Annotated in this window: 22 protein-coding genes and 1 tRNA gene; 4 read left to right on the forward strand and 19 right to left on the reverse strand. The window is 58.6% G+C overall.

Annotated elements, in window-relative coordinates:
- The first annotated feature begins 38 nt into the window (after window positions 1-38).
- Genes pstC through pstB form a run of 3 tightly spaced genes read left to right on the forward strand, consistent with a single transcriptional unit; the run spans window position 39 to window position 2,682 of the window.
- Window positions 39-1,034 carry a phosphate ABC transporter permease subunit PstC gene (gene pstC, locus DK870_RS18730; RefSeq protein WP_104994687.1) on the forward strand — a complete coding sequence of 332 codons (996 nt, stop codon included), beginning with the start codon at window positions 39-41 and terminating at the stop codon, window positions 1,032-1,034.
- Complete coding sequence (pstA, locus tag DK870_RS18735; RefSeq protein WP_161549377.1) at window positions 1,031-1,903, forward strand: phosphate ABC transporter permease PstA; 873 nt, start codon at window positions 1,031-1,033, stop codon at window positions 1,901-1,903. Before pstC ends, pstA begins: the two co-directional genes overlap by 4 nt.
- Window positions 1,903-2,682 carry a phosphate ABC transporter ATP-binding protein PstB gene (pstB, locus tag DK870_RS18740; protein WP_161549378.1) on the forward strand — a complete coding sequence of 260 codons (780 nt, stop codon included), beginning with the start codon at window positions 1,903-1,905 and terminating at the stop codon, window positions 2,680-2,682. Before pstA ends, pstB begins: the two co-directional genes overlap by 1 nt.
- A 105-nt stretch (window positions 2,683-2,787) precedes the next feature.
- Here the strand turns inward: pstB and DK870_RS18745 are convergent.
- From DK870_RS18745 to DK870_RS18825, 17 genes are all read right to left on the reverse strand, one after another.
- Window positions 2,788-2,863 (reverse strand) — tRNA-Lys (locus tag DK870_RS18745).
- A 215-nt stretch (window positions 2,864-3,078) separates the two neighbouring features.
- Window positions 3,079-3,726 (reverse strand): 7-carboxy-7-deazaguanine synthase QueE, encoded by a 648-nt coding sequence (gene queE / locus DK870_RS18750; protein WP_104994690.1) that lies wholly within the window; start codon window positions 3,724-3,726, stop codon window positions 3,079-3,081.
- Between the two features lie 164 nt (window positions 3,727-3,890).
- Window positions 3,891-4,727 (reverse strand): tol-pal system protein YbgF, encoded by an 837-nt coding sequence (ybgF, locus tag DK870_RS18755; RefSeq protein WP_161549379.1) that lies wholly within the window; start codon window positions 4,725-4,727, stop codon window positions 3,891-3,893.
- A 6-nt stretch (window positions 4,728-4,733) separates the two neighbouring features.
- Window positions 4,734-5,234, reverse strand: a complete 501-nt coding sequence (gene pal, locus DK870_RS18760) for a peptidoglycan-associated lipoprotein Pal (RefSeq protein WP_003209827.1) — start codon at window positions 5,232-5,234, stop codon at window positions 4,734-4,736.
- Window positions 5,235-5,289: 55 nt separating this feature from the next.
- The gene (gene tolB / locus DK870_RS18765; RefSeq protein WP_060754185.1) at window positions 5,290-6,570 is read right to left on the reverse strand and encodes a Tol-Pal system beta propeller repeat protein TolB; all 1,281 of its coding nucleotides are present in this window, start codon (window positions 6,568-6,570) and stop codon (window positions 5,290-5,292) included.
- Window positions 6,571-6,587: 17 nt separating this feature from the next.
- Window positions 6,588-7,661 (reverse strand): cell envelope integrity protein TolA, encoded by a 1,074-nt coding sequence (gene tolA, locus DK870_RS18770; protein ID WP_090368866.1) that lies wholly within the window; start codon window positions 7,659-7,661, stop codon window positions 6,588-6,590.
- Window positions 7,661-8,113, reverse strand: coding sequence for a protein TolR (gene tolR / locus DK870_RS18775; protein WP_161549410.1), 453 nt, complete (start codon window positions 8,111-8,113; stop codon window positions 7,661-7,663). The genes tolA and tolR overlap by 1 nt, the downstream gene beginning before the upstream one ends.
- A 23-nt stretch (window positions 8,114-8,136) precedes the next feature.
- Window positions 8,137-8,832, reverse strand: a complete 696-nt coding sequence (gene tolQ / locus DK870_RS18780) for a protein TolQ (protein ID WP_060754188.1) — start codon at window positions 8,830-8,832, stop codon at window positions 8,137-8,139.
- A 1-nt stretch (window position 8,833) separates the two neighbouring features.
- The gene (ybgC, locus tag DK870_RS18785) at window positions 8,834-9,289 is read right to left on the reverse strand and encodes a tol-pal system-associated acyl-CoA thioesterase (protein ID WP_060754189.1); all 456 of its coding nucleotides are present in this window, start codon (window positions 9,287-9,289) and stop codon (window positions 8,834-8,836) included.
- Between the two features lie 139 nt (window positions 9,290-9,428).
- A complete protein-coding gene (gene ruvB / locus DK870_RS18790) occupies window positions 9,429-10,487 on the reverse strand; it encodes a Holliday junction branch migration DNA helicase RuvB (RefSeq protein WP_090368863.1) in 1,059 nt (352 codons plus the stop codon).
- Window positions 10,488-11,099: a Holliday junction branch migration protein RuvA gene (gene ruvA / locus DK870_RS18795; protein ID WP_003193868.1), complete on the reverse strand. Its 612-nt coding sequence runs from the start codon at window positions 11,097-11,099 to the stop codon at window positions 10,488-10,490. It lies immediately after the preceding gene.
- A gap of 67 nt (window positions 11,100-11,166) precedes the next feature.
- Entirely contained in the window at window positions 11,167-11,691 is a 525-nt protein-coding gene (gene ruvC, locus DK870_RS18800) for a crossover junction endodeoxyribonuclease RuvC (protein WP_025854762.1), read from the reverse strand.
- Between the two features lie 154 nt (window positions 11,692-11,845).
- Complete coding sequence (locus DK870_RS18805; protein WP_060754191.1) at window positions 11,846-12,592, reverse strand: YebC/PmpR family DNA-binding transcriptional regulator; 747 nt, start codon at window positions 12,590-12,592, stop codon at window positions 11,846-11,848.
- 150 nt (window positions 12,593-12,742) lie between these two features.
- Window positions 12,743-14,518: an aspartate--tRNA ligase gene (gene aspS, locus DK870_RS18810; protein WP_060754192.1), complete on the reverse strand. Its 1,776-nt coding sequence runs from the start codon at window positions 14,516-14,518 to the stop codon at window positions 12,743-12,745.
- A gap of 107 nt (window positions 14,519-14,625) precedes the next feature.
- On the reverse strand, window positions 14,626-14,847 hold the full coding sequence (locus DK870_RS18815; RefSeq protein ID WP_010208103.1) for an FmdB family zinc ribbon protein: 222 nt from the start codon (window positions 14,845-14,847) through the stop codon (window positions 14,626-14,628).
- Window positions 14,848-15,029: 182 nt separating this feature from the next.
- Window positions 15,030-15,371, reverse strand: coding sequence for a ribbon-helix-helix domain-containing protein (locus DK870_RS18820; protein ID WP_060754193.1), 342 nt, complete (start codon window positions 15,369-15,371; stop codon window positions 15,030-15,032).
- A gap of 181 nt (window positions 15,372-15,552) precedes the next feature.
- Window positions 15,553-16,026, reverse strand: coding sequence for a Dps family protein (locus DK870_RS18825; RefSeq protein WP_003193874.1), 474 nt, complete (start codon window positions 16,024-16,026; stop codon window positions 15,553-15,555).
- Between the two features lie 428 nt (window positions 16,027-16,454).
- On the opposite strand from DK870_RS18825, the gene DK870_RS29850 reads away from it, so the two are divergent.
- A complete protein-coding gene (locus DK870_RS29850) occupies window positions 16,455-17,057 on the forward strand; it encodes a cold-shock protein (RefSeq protein ID WP_090368859.1) in 603 nt (200 codons plus the stop codon).
- A gap of 72 nt (window positions 17,058-17,129) precedes the next feature.
- On the opposite strand, the gene DK870_RS18835 is transcribed toward DK870_RS29850, so the two are convergent.
- Together DK870_RS18835 and DK870_RS18840 are read right to left on the reverse strand one after the other, a co-directional pair.
- Window positions 17,130-17,336, reverse strand: coding sequence for a SlyX family protein (locus DK870_RS18835; protein ID WP_015885618.1), 207 nt, complete (start codon window positions 17,334-17,336; stop codon window positions 17,130-17,132).
- 3 nt (window positions 17,337-17,339) lie between these two features.
- Window positions 17,340-17,765, reverse strand: coding sequence for an HIT domain-containing protein (locus DK870_RS18840; RefSeq protein WP_060754196.1), 426 nt, complete (start codon window positions 17,763-17,765; stop codon window positions 17,340-17,342).
- Window positions 17,766-18,458: the final 693 nt, after the last annotated feature.

The following is an 18,458-nucleotide window of genomic DNA, read 5'->3' on the forward strand; positions in this document are numbered from 1 at the left end:
ACTTGCGGTGATCGAGGAAGGCGGTGAGTACATCTGATATGAACGACACGGTCCAACCCCTGGTTATGCCTACTCACGCGAGCGACACACGGGGCGACAGCCGCGCCGCCCGCGATCAACGCCACGACCTGTGGTTCAAGCGCTCGATGTTTGGCGCAGCCATGCTGGTGTTGGTGTTGCTTGGCGCCATTGCAGCCTCCACGCTCTGGGGCGGAGGCTTGGCGTTCAAGACCTTCGGTTTCGATTTCCTTACCAGCACCGAGTGGGATGCCGTCAATAACCACTTTGGTGCCGTGGTGCCGATTTACGGCACGCTGGTCACCTCGTTCCTGGCTTTGCTGATTGCCGTTCCGGTGAGTTTCGGCATTGCGATTTTTCTCACAGAGGTCGCGCCGCCCTGGCTGAAGATGCCGGTGGCATCGGCCATCGAATTACTGGCGGGTATTCCTTCGATCATCTATGGCATGTGGGGCCTGTTCGTGTTCGGGCCCTTTATGGCCGAACATCTCTCGCCGCTGATCAACGACTACCTGGGTGCCCTGCCCTTTGTCGGTTCGCTGTTCCAGGGCCCGCCACTGGGGATCGGCATGCTGACCGCCGGCATCGTGCTGGCGGTGATGATCATGCCGTTTATCACGTCGGTGATGCATGAAGTGTTTCGCAGCGTGCCCACGCAATTGAAAGAATCGGCCTACGCCTTGGGCAGCACCACTTGGGAAGTGGTGTGGGACATCGTCCTGCCCTATACGCGCTCGGCAGTGGTCGGCGGCATCTTCCTCGGCCTGGGCCGCGCCCTTGGCGAGACCATGGCCGTCACCTTCGTACTGGGCAACGCGCAACAGTTTTCCGCCTCATTGTTGATGCCCAGCAGCTCGATTGCGTCGGTGATCGCCAATGAATTCAGCGAGGCCTACACCGACCTGCACCGTTCCGCGCTGATCGCCCTGGGCTTCCTGCTGTTTATCGTGACCTTCGTCGTGCTGGCGGCGGCGCGCTTGCTGCTGATGCGCCTGTCACGCAAGGAGGGCCTATGAACACCAACGAACGCCTGTATCGCAGACGTGCGCTGAAAAACGGCGTGGCCATGTTCCTCAGCTGCGGCGCGACAGCCTTCGGTTTGCTGTGGCTGGCGTGGATTCTGCTGACCACCGTCATCAATGGCTTCCAGGCCCTCAACCTGCGCCTGTTTACCCAGATGACGCCACCACCCGGTACCGAAGGCGGCTTGGCCAACGCGTTTTACGGCAGTGCGCTGATGTCCGGGATTGCCTTGCTGATCGGCACGCCCATCGGGTTGATGGCCGGCATCTGGCTGGCGGAATTCGCACGGCATTCGCGCCTGGGTACCACGGTGCGCTTTATCAACGACATCCTGCTGTCAGCCCCGTCGATCGTGCTGGGGTTGTTTGTCTATACCGCCGTTATTCTGCCGCTGAACCAACTGAGCCATCACCAGCTGGGGTTTTCCGCGATCGCCGGTGCCTTGGCCCTGGCGCTGCTGGTGATTCCAGTGGTGGTGCGCACCACCGATGAAATGCTTCAGTTGCAACCCTCGACCATGCGCGAAGCGGCCCTGGCGCTCGGTGTGCCGCAGTGGAAGTTGACACTGCAGATCGTGTTGCGAGCGGCCAAGGCCGGTGTCGTCACCGGCATCCTGCTCGCGCTGGCCAGGATCACCGGGGAAACCGCGCCCCTGCTATTCACCGCCTTCGGCAACCAGTTCTGGAGCAGCAACCTGCTCAAGCCGATCGCCAGCGTCCCGGTGGTTATCTTCCAGTACGCCATGAGCCCATTCGACGACTGGCACTCACTCGCCTGGGCCGGCGCCCTGGTCCTGACGCTGTTCGTGCTGGTACTCAGCCTGATCTCTCGCCTGATTCTTTTACGCAATAGGTCCCACTGATGGACACCACCCGTATCGAACCCGAAAAAACCAAAATCCAAGTCCGTGGGCTGGAGTTTTTCTACAACCAGCAACGCTCCCTGAAATCCATCGACATGGATATCCCGGAAAAACGCATCACCGCCATCATCGGTCCTTCGGGCTGCGGCAAATCCACGCTGTTGCGCGTGTTCAACCGCATCTACTCGATGTACCCCAAGCAGGAGGCCCGTGGCGAAGTGTTGCTCAATAACGAGAACATCCTCGCCCCCGGCTACTCGATGAACCGCCTGCGCAGTCACGTCGGCATGGTTTTCCAGAAACCCGTGCCCTTTCCGATGTCGATCTACGACAACATTGCCTACGCCGTACGCCACCACGAAAAGCTCTCACGGCGGGAAATGGATGAACGCGTCGAGCAGGCCCTGCGCGGCGGCGCCCTGTGGGATGAAGTGAAGGACAAACTCAACCAAAGCGCACAAAGCCTCTCCGGCGGCCAGCAACAGCGGTTGTGCATCGCCCGCACCATCGCGCTGCGCCCGCAGGTATTGCTGCTGGACGAGCCCACTTCGGCACTCGACCCGATCTCCACCGGGCGCATCGAGCAACTGATCACCGAACTGAAGACCCAATACACAGTGATCATCGTGACCCACAACATGCAGCAAGCGGCGCGGGTATCGGACAACACCGCGTTCATGTTCATGGGGGAATTGATTGAGTATGGCAATACCGATGAAATCTTCACCAAGCCTAAGATGAAGCAGACGGAGGACTATATTACCGGGCGGTTTGGCTGAAACCCTGCGCGCCGCCCATTGCAGGCGGCGCTTATTCACAAGGCAAAAAAAAACCCGGAAATCCTCACTTTCGTGGGCCTTCCGGATTTTCTAAACCGCCAAATATGGTGGGTCGTGTGGGATTCGAACCTACGACCAATTGGTTAAAAGCCAACTGCTCTACCAACTGAGCTAACGACCCGCTGTGTGGTGGCGCGTATAATACTGATTTTTAAGGACTATTCAACACTTTATTTAAAATAAATCAGAAATAATGCGTAGGGTGCGTAATTCCGGCCGTTTTGACGCCTTCCGCACGCCGTCGGCAGGCGTTCTATTCCCACAAGCACGGCCGGCATCATCAGGCCGGTAGCAGGATGACCGCGCCCTTTTTGATAAGCAGAGCGACCAACCCTGTCAGCGACCTGGTTCGTCGTTCCACAGGTATTTATGCAACTGCAACTGCAGGCGCACCGGCAGGTTATCGGCCACGACCCAGTCAGCCAGATCACGGGCGTTCAAGTCATGGTGGCTTGGCGAAAACAGCACCTCGCCCGCCCGACGCTCCAGGCCGTATTGAATCAGCTTGGAGGTCGCCCAGTCGTAGTCCTCGCGGGAGCAGATCACGAACTTGACCTGATCGTTAGGCGTCAGCAGGTCCATGTTCGCGTACAGGTTGCGGTGCGCTTCCTTGGAGCCTGGGGTCTTGAGATCGACCACGCGGCTTACACGCGGGTCAACGGCCGAGATATCCAGGGCGCCACTGGTCTCCAGCGAGACCTCGTAACCGGCATCACATAGCTGCTTGAGCAAAGGGATAGCATTGGGTTGAGCCAGGGGCTCGCCACCCGTCACACAGACGTAGCGCGGCTTGAAACCCGCAACCTGCTCCAGGATGTCGTCCAGGGTGCGCACCGTGCCGCCACTGAAGGCGTAGGCGCTGTCGCAGTATTGGCAACGCAAAGGGCAGCCGGTCAACCGTACAAATACGGTGGGCAGGCCAGCCGTTCGCGTTTCACCCTGCAAAGAGTAAAAAACTTCGGTAATACGTAATGTGTCTTGCATAGTCGCCACGGGCGTAACAGCTAAACAGGCTGTCCGCCTCCGTCAGGCACTTCAAGGGATCGCGACAACGCGTCAACCCCAGGAAGCGTGTCTCAATAAAAGGGCATGGATTCTAACGAAAAAACCCGCGTCAGGCGCGGGTTTCTTCTAAACGGCTGCATCGCTTAAAGGCGCTGCAGATCCCGTTGAGCCAACTGTGCGGCGGAAGTGCCCGGATATTGGGCAACCACCTGCTGCAGAATGCCCTTGACCTTGTCGGCATGACCCAGGCGGCGTTCTACGTCTGCCAGCTTGTATAGCGAATCCGGCACCTTGGCATGCTTGGGGTACAGTTGGCTGACCTTGGCAAACGCCTGGCCCGCTGCTTGTAAATCACCCTTGGCCAGGTTGACCTCGCCCAGCCAGTATTGGGCATTGCCCGCGTATTGGCTGTTCGGATATTTGCGCAGGAATGCGGTAAAAGCCTGGCTGGCCTTATCGAAATCCTTGGCCTTGATCAGGTCGAAGGCTGCATCGTAATACAGCTTTTCCTTCGCCGGATCACCCGGTTCACTGCTGGCGGCAGGGGCTTGGCTGGCAGCCGCGGCCCCTGCTGCTGCACCACCGGCGGCAGCGCTTGGCGCGCCACCGGTAGAAGAATTATCAGGAGTAGCGGCTGGTGTAGCGCCGGCTCCAATGCGTCGATCAAGATCCTGGTAACGCTCCAGGCCTTCTTGCTTCAGCTGGTTCACTTGGTTTTGCAGTACTTCAATGGCGCCTTGTTGCTGCGCAATTTGATCCTGCATGCGTTGCAGCTGGTTGAACAGTTCGCCCTGTGCCGAGGGGGCGGGCGTAGCCGCTCCCCCAGCATAGGCGCCGTTCGTGCCATAACCTGCTGGCGGATAACTGCTCCCGCTATTGTTATAGCCAGAGTTGCTATCTTCCACAGGAACCGCAGCCCACACCGCAAGCGGCGCGAGGCTGAGAGCCAATACAGTCAGAGCACGACGGCACGTTCGCATGACGAATTACTTACGCAGTTCGACGCGACGGTTTTGAGCCCAGGACTGCTCGTCGTGGCCAGTAGCAACTGGACGCTCTTTACCGTAGGAAACCAGTTCCAGTTGGCCTGGAGCAACACCTTGCAGTACCAGGTAGCGCTGAACGGCTTTCGCACGACGCTCGCCCAGTGCCATGTTGTACTCACGAGTACCACGTTCGTCAGTGTTACCTTCCAGAACAACGCGAGCGCCGTTAGCTTTCAGGTCCTTGGCGTGAACGTCCAGAGCGCGCATGGCTTCTGGCTTCAGGTCAGAACTGTCGTATTCGAAGTAGAAAGTGGTGATAGCGCGCAGAGCAGCTTCTTCGCTCAGGGAGCCGTCAACTGCACCAGTGTTAGCGCCGTAACCAGCGTTTGGATCAACAGCTGCGCCTTCACCGGCATTGTCGCCGCCTTTAGACGAGCAACCAACGGCTACGGACAGAGCCAGAGCCAGAGCAGCAAACTTACCAAACTTCAGCATTTCCATCGTGAAACTCCTAATGAACCCCAGTGTGTTAAGCAAATCTTTTTGTAGCGCCGCGTCAGTTCAGGTAAGGGGACCAGGATGGTTCTCTGACTTCGCCTTGTGCGGTAGGAAGCGGGAGCCTTACACGTCCATTAATGGACACGAGCATCAAGACTCCCCGGCCCTGCTGGCGGGTGGCGTAGATTACCATGGTGCCGTTGGGCGCAACAGTGGCTGACTCATCAAGGTTGGTATCTGTAAGGATTTTTACGGTTCCGCGCTGCAAATCCTGGGCCGCAACCCGGAAATTAGTGAAACCATCCTGACGGTGAATCATCACCAACGTCTTTTCATCGGCCGAAAGCTTAGGGTTGGCGTTGTAGTTACCGATAAAAGTAACGCGCTCTGCGCCCCCGCCATTCACGTTCGCCTTATAGACCTGTGGCTTGCCGCCACGGTCGGAGGTGAAGTAGATGGTCGAACCATCCTTGCCCCAGAACGGTTCGGTGTTGATGCCAGGGCCTGCGGTCACGCGATTGATCTGGCGCGAAGCCATGTTCATCACGTAGATGTCCGGGTTACCGTCCTTGGACAGTACGAATGCCAGGCGCGAACCATCCGGCGACCAGGCCGGGGCACCGTTGAGGCCTTCAAAGTTGGTGATCTGCTCACGACGGCCAGTATCGATGTGCTGGACGAAGATACGCGGACGTTTCTGTTCAAACGACACATAGGCAATACGCTTGCCGTCCGGCGCAAAACGCGGCGACAGGATTGGCTCACGCGATTGCAGCAAGGTCACGGCGCGAGCACCGTCGTAGTCCGAACGCTGCAAGGTATAACGGGTGTTGTCTACCGAGAAACGCTCTGCGGTTACGTACAGCAGGCGTGTCGAGAAAGCACCTTTGATACCGGTGAGCTTTTCAAACGACTGGTCCGAGATGTAGTGAGCCATGTCACGCAGTTGTTCGGCGGTGCCCGAAACGCTGCCGGTCAGGACCTGCTGCTCGGTGGCCACGTTGAACAATGCGTACTGGATCTGCAGGCGACCGCCGGCCGGCGTGATGCTGCCGACCATCAGGTACTGGGCGCCCACGGCCTTCCAGTCGCGGAAGATGACTTCGCTGGCCTGGGTCGGCTGGCTGATCATGTTGCCTTTCGGAATCGGTGCGTAGTAACCGGAATTGCGCAGGTCGTCGCTGACGATCTGGGCCATGTCGTCCGGCAATACGCTGCCGCCCTGCCAGCCAAACGGTACCACCGCGATCGGAGTGGCCCGATCGCTACCGCTGGTGACCAGGATGTTCTTTTCATCCGCCGCCGCTATCCCTGCCATACAGCAAATAACGACAAGCATTCCTCGAAGAAGGTTTCTCACAAGGCTAGATCCTCAGGTGTGAATGTCATCTTGAATGAACGATAGGGAGCGAAGTCGCTTGGTTTCATTCCCTGCATCTCGGTCAACCGGCCAATATTCTTGACTGCGGCAACCGCTGAACTGTCGAACGAGCCGTCACCACTGGACTTGGCCACGCTGACCGAAGTCACCGTACCGTCCGGCAACATGCCGATCTGCAGCACTACTGTCATGCCTTTGCGTGCCGAAGGTGGACGTGTCCAGCCTTCTGCTGCCCGTGCCCGAATCAGGTCGTCGAAACTGCCCGCGACGTCATCACCACGTTCATCGGCCAGGGCTTGCTGACGCTGAGGCGTGTCGGAAAGCAAATCGGCCAAGGCCTGGGCCTTTTTCTCTTCGGCGGATTTACGTGCTGCTTCCTGGGCCTTTTTCTTCTGGGCGTCGGCGGCAGCTTTCTTCTTCGCTTCGTCGGCGACTTTCTTCTTCGCCTCGTCTGCTTCAGCTTTTTTCTTGGCGTCTTCGGCGGCTTTCTTCTTCGCGTCTTCGACTATCTTTTTCTTGGCCTCTTCAGCGGCCTTTTTCTTGGCCTCTTCTTCGGCAGCCTTTTTGGCTTCTTCTTCAGATTTCTTCTTGGCTATATCAGCCAATTGCTTCTCTTCGGCCTTTTTCGCTTCGGCAGCTTTCTCGGCTTTCTTGGCTTCATCAGCCTTTTTCGCCTCGTCCGCTTTCTTGGCTTCGTCAGCCTTTTTCGATTCCTCGGCCTTTTGAGCCGCCTCTTCTTTCTTTTGTTCCGCAGCAGCCTTCACCGCTTCCTGCTCGACCTTCTTCTGTTCCATCTGCTCGACTTCAGTCTGGCGCGCAGCCGACTTCTGGGCTTCACCCGCAATCTTCTGATTGGTCTGGGTGGTGGCCTGACTTTTCGATTTCAGCTGATACAGGGTCGCCTGCACGATCGGCTTGGCTGGCGGCAGGTCCGGGGTCATGGCAAAGCTGACGAACAGCATGCCAAACACCAGGACGTGCAGGGCGATTGCCCAGACGCTAGGCCAGAAGTAGCTTTCCGAGGCGGACGGCTCTCGCTGTTGCTGCATCAGGGCGCCTCGGTAATCAAGCCAACGTTACCGACGCCGGCCTTCTGCAGCCCGCCCATGGCACCCATGACGGAGCCGTAGTCGACCGCCTTGTCACCGCGGATGAAGACCTGGGTGTGCTTGCCGCCTTCGTTGCCCGCGCGAATGATCTTGGTCACCGCATCGGTCATCGCCGGCAAGGTCATCGCCTTGTCCTGCTGCTTCTGCGTGTCGACTTCGCTGCCAAGGTTCCAGTAATAGGTCTTGTCGGACTTGATCGAAATGGTCAGCACCTGGGTGTTGTTGTCCTGGGGCAAGGCTTCGCTGGAAACCTTGGGCAGGTCAACCTTCACACCCTGGTTGAGCATCGGCGCGGTCACCATGAAGATCACCAGCAGCACCAGCATCACGTCGATGTAAGGCACCACGTTCATCTCGGCGACCGGCTTGCGCTTGGTTCGAGCTCGAGTGATTAAAGCCATCGGGAAGTACCTGCTTATTCTTCGCTGGTGTGCACTTTACGGTGCAGGATCGCCTGGAACTCGTCGGCGAAGGTGTAGTAACGGCCAATCAGGTTTTCGCCGCGAGCGGCAAAACGGTTGTAGGCGATTACTGCGGGGATGGCAGCGAACAGGCCGATCGCGGTGGCGACCAAGGCTTCGGCGATACCCGGGGCCACGGTCGCCAGGGTCGCTTGCTGCGCCTGGGCCAGGCCACGGAAGGAGTTCATGATCCCCCATACGGTACCGAACAGGCCGATGTACGGGCTGACGGAACCTACGGTGGCGAGGAACGGCAGGCTTTGCTCCAGCTTCTCTTCTTCGCGGGAGATAGCGACGCGCATGGCACGGGCCACGCCTTCCATCACCGCTTCCGGGTCAACACCTGGCTGCTGGCGCAGACGGGAGAACTCCTTGAAACCGGCGCGGAAGATCTGCTCGACGCCGGAGTCCGGGTCCGGGTTGCTGCCGGCCTGGCGGTACAGTTTGGACAGGTCGATACCCGACCAGAAGCGCTCTTCAAAGCTCTCCAGGGCACGTCGACCGGCACGCAGCAAATTGCTGCGCTGAAAAATCATGACCCAAGAGGTAACCGATGCGGCTACCAGGGTCAGCATGACCAGTTGAACCACGACACTGGCATTGCTGACCAGGCTCCACATGGAGGAATGGTCGACGACGGTAGGTTCCACGCTAAATCTCCTGCTTTGATTGTTTACCCGCGCCGCTTACGCCGGCAAAGGCCGCACGCAGAGCTTCGGGAATGGCCCGGGGTTTCAAACTATTGGTGCGCACACAGGCCACCAGGAACTGCCCCTCACAGAGCAGCGTTGCATCCGTAGCCCGCCTGACCTGCTGCTTGAAACGCAGGCTGACACGGTTCAATTCGATTACTTCAGCGCTTACCAGCAGCTCATCGTCCAACCGCGCCGGCGCGTGATAGCGCGCCTCGCTGGAATGCACGACAAACAACAGGTCCTCTCCCGCCAGCTCGGATTGGGCAAAGCCCAGCTCTCGTAGCCGCTCGGTGCGGGCCCGCTCCATGAACTTGAGGTAATTGACGTAATACACGATGCCGCCGGCATCGGTGTCTTCGTAATAAACGCGACAGCGATGTACGAACGACTGATCCCCGTTTTGCGCGCGCATACTCTAGTGCTTACTCCTCAGGTTGCCAATCCGGCTGGGCAACTGTTTTTTCGTTGTCTGAAACATTTCTACTGACTGAATGACGACACCAGCCACTAGGACAGCACAAACCTCGGATAAATCGTCTGGCGTGAAGCTTTTAATCGTCCACTGCATCGAGAAATTCGTCTACTACAGGCATCTCGCCCAATCGTGACGGAATGTTTAGCCCAAAGTGCAAATAGGCATGCCGCGTCACCACTCGCCCTCTTGGCGTACGCATGATGTAACCCTGTTGGATCAGGTACGGCTCGAGTACGTCCTCGATGGTATGACGCTCTTCACTGATCGCAGCCGCCAGGCTGTCCACACCGACCGGGCCACCGTCGAATTTCTCGATCAGGGTCAAGAGTAGACGCCGATCCTGGTGATCGAAGCCATGTTCATCCACATCCAGCAGGTTCAAGGCCAGGTCCGCGACGGCCTTGGTGATATGCCCCTTGGCCCGCACCTCGGCAAAGTCGCGAACCCGGCGCAGCAAGCGGTTGGCAATCCGTGGCGTGCCCCGGGCCCGACGGGCAATTTCAAACGCGCCGTCCGGGTCCAGCGGCAAGCCGAGAATGCTCGCCGAACGGCTGACAATGGTCGCCAGATCGGCAGTGCTATAGAACTCCAGACGTTGAACAATGCCGAAACGGTCTCGCAGCGGGTTGGTCAGCATGCCGGCGCGCGTGGTCGCCCCCACGAGGGTAAAGGGCGGCAGGTCGAGCTTGATCGAACGTGCGGCCGGGCCTTCGCCGATCATGATATCCAGCTGGAAATCTTCCATGGCCGGGTACAGCACTTCCTCGACAATCGGCGACAACCGATGGATTTCGTCGATAAACAGCACGTCGTGGGGTTCAAGATTGGTCAGCAAGGCCGCCAAGTCACCCGGACGCTCCAGCACGGGCCCCGAGGTCGACTTGATCGACACGCCCATTTCCTGGGCGATGATATTGGCCAATGTGGTTTTACCCAGCCCCGGCGGCCCGAAGATCAGCGTGTGGTCCAGGGACTCAGTGCGCCCGCGTGCAGCCTGGATGAACAGCTCCATTTGCTCGCGCACGGTCGGCTGGCCGATGTATTCGGCCAGGCTCAGGGGGCGAATAGCCCGGTCCTGGACTTCTTCACGGTCACGCGGGCCGGTGGCCGCGATCAGACGATCAGCTTCAATCACTTAAATCATTCCCTTCAGGGCTCGGCGGATCATGTCTTCGGCGCTCAGGTTCTTGTCCTTGATGGCCGACACCGCCTTGCTCGCTTCCTGGGGCTTGTAGCCCAGGGAAATCAGCGCATTGACGGCATCGCTTTCTGCACTGGCGACCTGGGCCGCCGGCATATCCGGCTGGTTCGGCACCAGCGCGAACATGCTCGGTACGACCTCCCAGGCTTTGAAACGATCCTTGAGTTCCACCAGCAGGCGTTCCGCAGTTTTCTTACCGACACCCGGCACCTTGGTCAAGGCCGAGGTGTCCTGGGCCGAAACCGCGCGGACCAACTCGTCCACCTCCAGGCTGGACATCAAGGCCAAGGCAAGTTTGGGCCCCACGCCATTCAGGCGGATCAGCTCGCGGAAGAAGTCGCGGTCGCGCTTGCCGATGAAACCATAGAGTAATTGCGCGTCTTCGCGAACCACCAGGTGAGTGTGCAACGTAATCGGCTCGCCGACCGACGGCAGGCGATAGAGGGTGGTCATGGGCACTTCCAGCTCATACCCCAGCCCATTGACGTCCAGAATCAGGTGCGGCGGCTGTTTCTCAGCCAGGGTGCCGCGCAAGCGTCCAATCACGGTTCAGATCCTTAAAGCTTGGGGTCAGATCAAAGCCTGACCGGAAATAACGATTGCGCTGATGCTATCAGAGACGCAGCCGCCCGCCACGACTGCGTGCAGTGCCGAGACCATGGGGCAGCAGACTGGAACGGGTGTGCGCATGGCAAATGGCAATAGCCAGGGCGTCGGAGGCGTCGATTTGCGGTTTGGCGGTGAGCTTGAGCATGTGCATGACCATCATCTGTACTTGCTCTTTATTGGCCGCGCCGGTGCCGACCACGGCCTGCTTGACCTGGGTCGCGGTGTATTCGGCGATCTCCATGCCCTCCTCGGCACCGGCGACGATGGCGGCGCCACGGGCTTGGCCGAGCTTCAGGGCTGAGTCGGCATTTTTTGCCATGAACACTTTTTCGATGCCCATCGTCACCGGGCCATAGGTCTGGATGACCTCACGCACGCCGCGATAAACGATCTGCAGGCGCTCGGCCAACTCGCCCGCACCGGTGCGGATACAACCCGAGGCCACATACACGCAGCCACGCGGGGTCTGCTGCACCACGCCAAAACCGGTGATGCGTGAACCGGGGTCGATACCTAGGATTAAAGTCATAACGCCTGCGGGTTGAATAAAACAAATGTTGATACATCAACGTGCCAATGTGGGAGGGGGCTTGCTCCCGATAGCGGGGTGTCAGTTATCCATAAGTCGACTGAGCCACCGCCATCGGGAGCAAGCCCCCTCCCACATGGATCTACATCGCTTTTCAGCCTAGCTGTTCGGCGACGGATTCCGGGATGTCCGCGTTGGAATACACGTTCTGTACATCATCCAGGTCTTCAAGCATATCCAGCATCTTCAGCACTTTCTGCGCGCCGTCCAGGTCCAGCTCGGCGCTGGTGGTCGGCAGCATCACGATTTCCGCGTCGGTGCCTTTGAAACCAGCGGCGTCCAATGCGTTGCGCACGGCGTAGAAACTGGCGAACGAGGTGAACACGTCGATGGAGCCATCTTCGTTGGTCACCACATCGTCGGCGTCCGCCTCCATCGCGGCCTCCATCAACGCATCTTCATCCGTTCCCGGTGCGAAGCTGATCTGCCCCTTGCGCTCGAACAGGTAGGCCACCGAACCGTCGGTACCGAGGTTGCCGCCGCACTTGCTGAATGCGTGGCGCACGGCCGCAGCGGTGCGGTTGCGGTTGTCGGTCATGCACTCGACCATTACCGCCACACCGCCTGGGCCGTAGCCTTCGTAGCTCAGTTCGACCATGTCGTCGGTGTCGGCGGCGCCGGCGCCACGGGCCACGGCGCGGTCAATGATGTCACGGCTCATGTTCGCGCCGAGGGCCTTGTCGAGCGCCAAACGCAAGCGCGGGTTGGAACCCGGATCCCCACCGCCCTGACGGGCCGCAACGGTCAGTTCACGAATCCACTTGGTAAAGATCTTGCCCTTCTTGGCATCCTGACGCTCTTTGCGGTGCTTGATGTTCGCCCACTTGGAATGGCCAGCCATAACACAACTCCGAAATTCTGTAGAAACCTTATCAACCCCGCCCCAGGGCGGACTTTTCTTTTTAAAGTGCAGCCCTTGTAACGCAAAGGCGCATCCGAAGATGCGCCTTTTTAGACTGCGTAAACCTCAGTGCGCTTTCACGCAGCGGCCTTACTCAGCCTTCGGCGTCTCACGCAGGCGGATGTGCAGCTCGCGCAGTGCCTTGGCATCCACCACACCCGGCGCCTGGGTCATGACGTCCGCAGCACTCTGGGTTTTCGGGAAGGCAATCACTTCACGGATCGACTGGGCGCCGGTCATCAGCATCACCAGACGGTCCAGGCCGAACGCCAGGCCACCATGGGGCGGCGCGCCGTACTTCAGGGCGTCGAGCAGGAAGCCGAACTTCTCTTCCTGTTCCGCTTCGTTGATGCCCAACAGGCGGAACACCGCTTGCTGCATCTCTTTACGGTGGATACGGATCGAACCGCCGCCCAACTCCGTGCCGTTGAGCACCATGTCGTAGGCACGGGACAGAGCGCCCGCCGGGTTGGCTTCCAGCTCGGCCGGCGAGCACTTCGGCGCGGTGAACGGGTGGTGCAAGGCGCTGAAGCTGCCGTCGTCGTTCTCTTCGAACATCGGGAAGTCAACGACCCACATCGGGGCCCACTCACAGGTCAGCAGGTTCAGGTCATGACCGAGCTTGATACGCAGTGCGCCCAAGGCTTCGCTGACGATCTTGGCCTTGTCGGCCCCGAAGAACACGATGTCGCCGTCGACGGCACCGACGCGATCGAGGATCGCGTTCAGGTTCTCCAGCGGAATGTTTTTCACGATCGGCGATTGCAGGCCATCAACACCGTTGGCGCGCTCGTTGACCTTGATGTAAGCAAGGCCCTTGGCACCGTAGATGCCGACGAACTTGGTGTAGTCGTCGATCTGCTTGCGCGGCATGCTCGCGCCGCCAGGCACGCGCAGGGCGGCAATACGGCATTTCGGATCGTTGGCCGGGCCACTGAACACCTTGAAATCAACTTCTTTGAGCTGATCGGCAACGTCCACCAGTTCCAGCGGGTTACGCAGGTCTGGCTTGTCGGAACCGTAGCGGCGCATGGCTTCTTCGAAGGTCATGTGCGGGAACTCGCCGAACTCCAGGCCCAGCACTTCCTTGAACAGGTTGCGGATCATTTGTTCGGTCAGGCCCATGATCTCTTTTTCATCGAGGAAGCTGGTCTCGATGTCGATCTGGGTGAATTCCGGCTGACGGTCGGCGCGCAGGTCTTCGTCGCGGAAGCACTTGGCGATCTGGTAGTAACGGTCGAAGCCGGCCACCATCAGCAGTTGCTTGAACAACTGCGGCGATTGCGGCAGGGCGAAGAACGACCCCGCGTGGGTACGGCTAGGCACCAGGTAGTCACGTGCGCCTTCCGGCGTGGCACGGGTCAGGATCGGTGTTTCAACGTCGAGGAAGCCGTTCTCGTCGAGGAAGCGACGGATGCTGGTGGTCATGCGCGAACGCAGGCGCAGCTTCTCGGCCATTTCCGGGCGACGCAGGTCCAGGAAGCGGTAGCGCAGGCGGGTTTCTTCGCCCACGTCGGAGTATTCGTTGAGTGGGAACGGCGGAGTTTCGGCCTCGTTCAACACTTCCAGCTCATAGCCCAGCACTTCAATACCGCCGGACGCCATGTTCTTGTTAACGGCACCAGCCGGACGCAGGCGCACCTTGCCGGTGATCTTCACGACGTATTCGCTGCGCACACGGTCGGCGGCGGCGAAGCTCTCGGCGCGGTCCGGGTCGAACACCACCTGGGCCAGACCATCACGATCACGGATATCGAGGAAGATCACCCCGCCGTGGTCGCGACGACGGTGAACCCATCCGCAAAGGGTGATTTCCTGACCTTCCAGGGTCTCGTTCAGTTGGCCGCAATAGTGGCTGCGCATCATGGTAGTGGTTTCACTTCTCGTAATTCGAAATTCGGTGGAGGCCCGCCTCGTCACCGTACATTAAAGCAGGGGACGGATAATGCAGGAGCCTGCGCGTAGAGTTCAACTCAGTCTGCTTTGTCGCCGCCCGCCAGGTTCTTCTTCGAACCGGTCTTGAAGTCGGTTTCGTACCAGCCGCTGCCACTCAGGCGAAAGCCCGGCATCGACAACATCTTCTTCAGCTCAGGCGCCTGGCAGGCAGGGCAATCGACCAGCGGTGCTGCGCTGATCTTTTGAATGGCTTCCAACTGATGACCACAGGAAGCACATTGATAGTCGTACATGGGCATGGAGATGTCTCGGCGATCAGATCGTTACGGCGCCACGCCTGCTCACTGCTCCATGGAGCACGAAGAAAGCCGGCATGCGCGGCAAAGCGCGGGATTATATCTGGTAAATCGGCACAGCGCAGCCGCCTTTCTGCCCGAAGCCCGGCCCGCCTTGACAGTGGGCCGGCTTCGCTACCGCCAGGCTAATCGGGGGGCATGAGGGCAACGCGGCCTTTTAACAGGTGAACCACGCATACCACCCTGACCAGCCCGCTGAAGTTTTTCACCCCCCCATACCGCAAGTGCACTTCCCGATCGACATAGGACAACAATGCACTGACCGAGCAGGCATTGATCCTGGCTATTTCCGTGAGGATATTCCAATAGATCTGTTCAAGCCGCAGGCAGGTGGAAAACCCATTGAGCCTCACCGACCGCGACAGCGGTTTGGCCAGCCCCATGTCGAACCCCTTGGCGAAGGGGTCGACCTTTATCTTGTGAAAACCGCAGGTCTCCATCACTCCCTTACCCATTCCGCGTGACATACACCTGACACTCCATTGCCAAACAGCAGCCCATGGGCTTGTCCCATTGGGCAGTGGGCCTATAAAACAGCAGGACGCGAGGAGCAGCCAGAAGACACGGCGTTGATAATCGTAGGACAACGCCAGGAAGTGCGCGGAAACAAGCGGGCAGCGCCAGGAAGGCGCCACCCGGATTTAACCTTTACTGGTTTTCAAGCAGGGAGCGCAACATCCATGCGGTTTTCTCGTGGACCTGCATGCGCTGGGTCAACAAGTCCGCCGTCGGCTCGTCGCTGACCTTGTCGAGCAATGGGAAGATGCCGCGCGCGGTGCGCGTTACCGCTTCCTGGCCGGCGACCAGTTGCTTGATCATCTCTTCGGCGCTCGGCACACCCTCCTCCTCCTTGATGGAAGAAAGACGGGCGTAGATCGAATAAGCACCCGGCGCCGGGAACCCCAGGGCACGGATGCGCTCGGCAATGGAGTCCACCGCCAGCGCCAGTTCGTTGTACTGCTCTTCAAACATCAAGTGCAGCGTACGGAACATGGGGCCGGTGACGTTCCAATGGAAATTGTGGGTTTTCAGATACAACACATAGGTATCGGACAGCAGCCGTGAAAGTCCGTCGACGATGGATTTACGATCTTCTTCACTGATACCAATATCGATTGCCATGTTTTTCCCCTTCAATTGACGAGCATTCATTGATCAGGTGCAGGACCACTCTAGCAAGAGTGCCGGCGGCGTGCAGCCCGCCCTCCCGAGGTGGAGTGCGGCAAATCGTCCCTGTGCGGCTTGTCGGCCCGCGACCGGCAAGCCTTCAGGGAGTAGGAAAATGCCGAAAATGCCGCTCAAAAAACCCGCACCTGTCTAGGACAAGCGTTTGACGCAGAAATGCCCAAGCAGCCGCAACACCCCGAAATGCTTGATTTGAGTAGGCACAGCCTTTGCTGTTAAATAGGTGACGTGGGGCGGCCGTTCATTTCTGCGGCACATCCCATAGGCTGATACCCGCGCACGTGCTCAACGCCTCCCATTGTTCAGAAGCGAACCGTGCCGGTCAGCTCTTCCTTAGTGTTCCGTCTTAACGTGAGTTAATCAAAATGTTGAAAATCGTCCACCTGCTAACGGGCGTTGCAGCTTTGCTGCTGTCGTTTATCCCGAGCCTGCAGCCTGAAAGCCTGCCCTATCTGGAACAACACGATGCCCTGTACCTGGCCTTGTTCGGCCTTCTCAACCTGGCGCTCGCACCGGTAATTCCTTACTGGAACAAAGGCACGCGTCATCAACTGCAAAACCTGGTCAGCGCGCTGCTGGTACTGACCGTTGTCGTTCAAACCCTCACCCTCCTGGCACCGATGCCTGAAGTGGGCGGCCATCCGGCCATCCTGCTCAGCCTGGTGATTGCTGTGGTCGCCATCGTTCTTCACCTGGCCATCAGCTTCTACCGCTCGTCCCCTGCGGCCGCGTCGCAAAACTACGACATGACCAACCGGGATACCGGTACCGTCAAGTGGTTCAACACGTCCAAAGGCTTCGGCTTTATTTCCCGCGACTCGGGCGACGATATTTTCGTCCACTTCCGGGCTATCCGTGGCGAAGGCCATCGCGTCCTGGTCGAAGGCCAGCGCGTGGAGTTCTCTGTCATGAACCGTGACAAAGGCCTGCAAGCCGAAGATGTCATCGCTGCACTGCCGCGTCGCTGACCCCAGCCTGCGCAGCAAAAAAAACCGCGACCCAGCCTGCTGGATCGCGGTTTTTTTATTCGCGCCGATTGATCAATAGTGCGGCGGCGGCGCTTCTTCTTCAGACGTCTCGAACTGGCCACCCATTTCTTCCTGGCGCTTGAGCAGCGCGGTCATCTGCAGTTGCAGGCGCTCGACGGCCCGCTGCTGGGTAACCAGAATGTCATTGAGGGTTTCGATGGTGTCGTCCTGGAAGGCCAGGCGGCTTTCCAGGTCAGTGACGCGGTCTTGCAGGTCCATGGTTCAATCCTGGGTAAAAATGAAGCTGGCAGGCAATAGCTCGCGCAATCGACTGCGGATAGCCGCCACTTGCTCTTCAGTGTAAGGCTGCGCCGGATGCTTGCCCCAGACCGGTGCAGGCCAGGCGGCGTCATCGCGTTTACGCACGATCACATGCACGTGCAACTGGCTGACCACATTGCCCAATGCACCAATGTTCATCTTATCGGCCGCCAGCCCTTCATTGAGCAGCTGCGCCAGGGCGGTGGTTTCCTGCCACAGGGTCTGCTGATCGGCAACATCCAGTTGAAACACTTCACTGATACCTTCAATACGCGGAACCAGGATGAACCAGGGGTAATGGGCATCGTTGGACAGCAGCAGGCGGCAAAGCGGGAAATCCCCTATGACCTTCGTGTCTTGTTGCAGGCGTTGATCCAAGGCGAACACGTGAGTACTCCGTTGCGCGGGTCGATTTCAGGCGCCCAGCATACCTTCGATTACACGCGGCTTCACGACGAATGCGCAGGGCCTTGAGTCAACCGACGAAAATTCATGCCCTGTTTCGATGCAGGCAAATAGTTGAGCTACGCTGATCCTGGCCGCTAGCAGTTGCACCAAAATGACCCACTTGTGCCTCAAAGAGATCCGCCGATTACCCACCAAGGAGTGTGAACCGGTAACGTTTTGCTCTGGCACAGGATTCATGGACCACCGAAGGGGTAAACGGCACGTGCGTCAAGCCCAAACCAAACGGCGTAAAAAGCCCGTGCTTATGCGGTTTTTACAGGGCCATAATGTTTTTCACGAAAAAATGACATTCGGTTACCCCTTTGTGCACGCTTGTTGCATTCACACCCACATCGTCGGCAACGACACTCGCCTGGAAGCCGGTGTTTCGCGATAAAAAACAGCAGCGTTTCAATGCACGCCAAGGATGAGTTCAAACTTCGAAGGGTGGTTTGAAAGAGTATTGAAGTTGTCAGCCCAGTTACAGTCGGGCTGTGAATTTGCGACATGGAGCTAGCGATTTACGACAGCCTCGTAAAGAAGCTGAAAGGATAGATGGGTAAGTATCGTCAATAACGTCTGCGTGATATAACTTTGCGCCGACACAAAAAAGAAAGAGCCGCCCAGATAAAA

It is taken from the genome of Pseudomonas sp. Q1, from assembly GCF_009935975.1.
GTDB classification, from domain to species: domain Bacteria; phylum Pseudomonadota; class Gammaproteobacteria; order Pseudomonadales; family Pseudomonadaceae; genus Aquipseudomonas; species Aquipseudomonas palleroniana.

Excerpts from the sequence above, each read along its gene's own strand:
- pal (WP_003209827.1), bottom strand. The coding sequence starts at position 5,234 with ATGGAAATGCTGAAGTTTGGTAAGTTTGCTGCTCTGGCTCTGGCTCTG.
- pstA (WP_161549377.1), top strand. The coding sequence starts at position 1,031 with ATGAACACCAACGAACGCCTGTATCGCAGACGTGCGCTGAAAAACGGC.
- DK870_RS29850 (WP_090368859.1), top strand. The coding sequence starts at position 16,455 with ATGTTGAAAATCGTCCACCTGCTAACGGGCGTTGCAGCTTTGCTGCTG.
- DK870_RS18815 (WP_010208103.1), bottom strand. The coding sequence starts at position 14,847 with ATGCCCATGTACGACTATCAATGTGCTTCCTGTGGTCATCAGTTGGAA.
- aspS (WP_060754192.1), bottom strand. The coding sequence starts at position 14,518 with ATGATGCGCAGCCACTATTGCGGCCAACTGAACGAGACCCTGGAAGGT.
- pstB (WP_161549378.1), top strand. The coding sequence starts at position 1,903 with ATGGACACCACCCGTATCGAACCCGAAAAAACCAAAATCCAAGTCCGT.
- ybgC (WP_060754189.1), bottom strand. The coding sequence starts at position 9,289 with ATGCGCGCGCAAAACGGGGATCAGTCGTTCGTACATCGCTGTCGCGTT.
- ybgF (WP_161549379.1), bottom strand. The coding sequence starts at position 4,727 with ATGCGAACGTGCCGTCGTGCTCTGACTGTATTGGCTCTCAGCCTCGCG.
- queE (WP_104994690.1), bottom strand. The coding sequence starts at position 3,726 with ATGCAAGACACATTACGTATTACCGAAGTTTTTTACTCTTTGCAGGGT.
- DK870_RS18835 (WP_015885618.1), bottom strand. The coding sequence starts at position 17,336 with ATGGACCTGCAAGACCGCGTCACTGACCTGGAAAGCCGCCTGGCCTTC.
- tolA (WP_090368866.1), bottom strand. The coding sequence starts at position 7,661 with ATGCAGCAACAGCGAGAGCCGTCCGCCTCGGAAAGCTACTTCTGGCCT.
- ruvC (WP_025854762.1), bottom strand. The coding sequence starts at position 11,691 with ATGACTTTAATCCTAGGTATCGACCCCGGTTCACGCATCACCGGTTTT.
- DK870_RS18805 (WP_060754191.1), bottom strand. The coding sequence starts at position 12,592 with ATGGCTGGCCATTCCAAGTGGGCGAACATCAAGCACCGCAAAGAGCGT.
- DK870_RS18820 (WP_060754193.1), bottom strand. The coding sequence starts at position 15,371 with ATGTCACGCGGAATGGGTAAGGGAGTGATGGAGACCTGCGGTTTTCAC.
- tolB (WP_060754185.1), bottom strand. The coding sequence starts at position 6,570 with ATGCTTGTCGTTATTTGCTGTATGGCAGGGATAGCGGCGGCGGATGAA.
- DK870_RS18825 (WP_003193874.1), bottom strand. The coding sequence starts at position 16,026 with ATGGCAATCGATATTGGTATCAGTGAAGAAGATCGTAAATCCATCGTC.
- pstC (WP_104994687.1), top strand. The coding sequence starts at position 39 with ATGAACGACACGGTCCAACCCCTGGTTATGCCTACTCACGCGAGCGAC.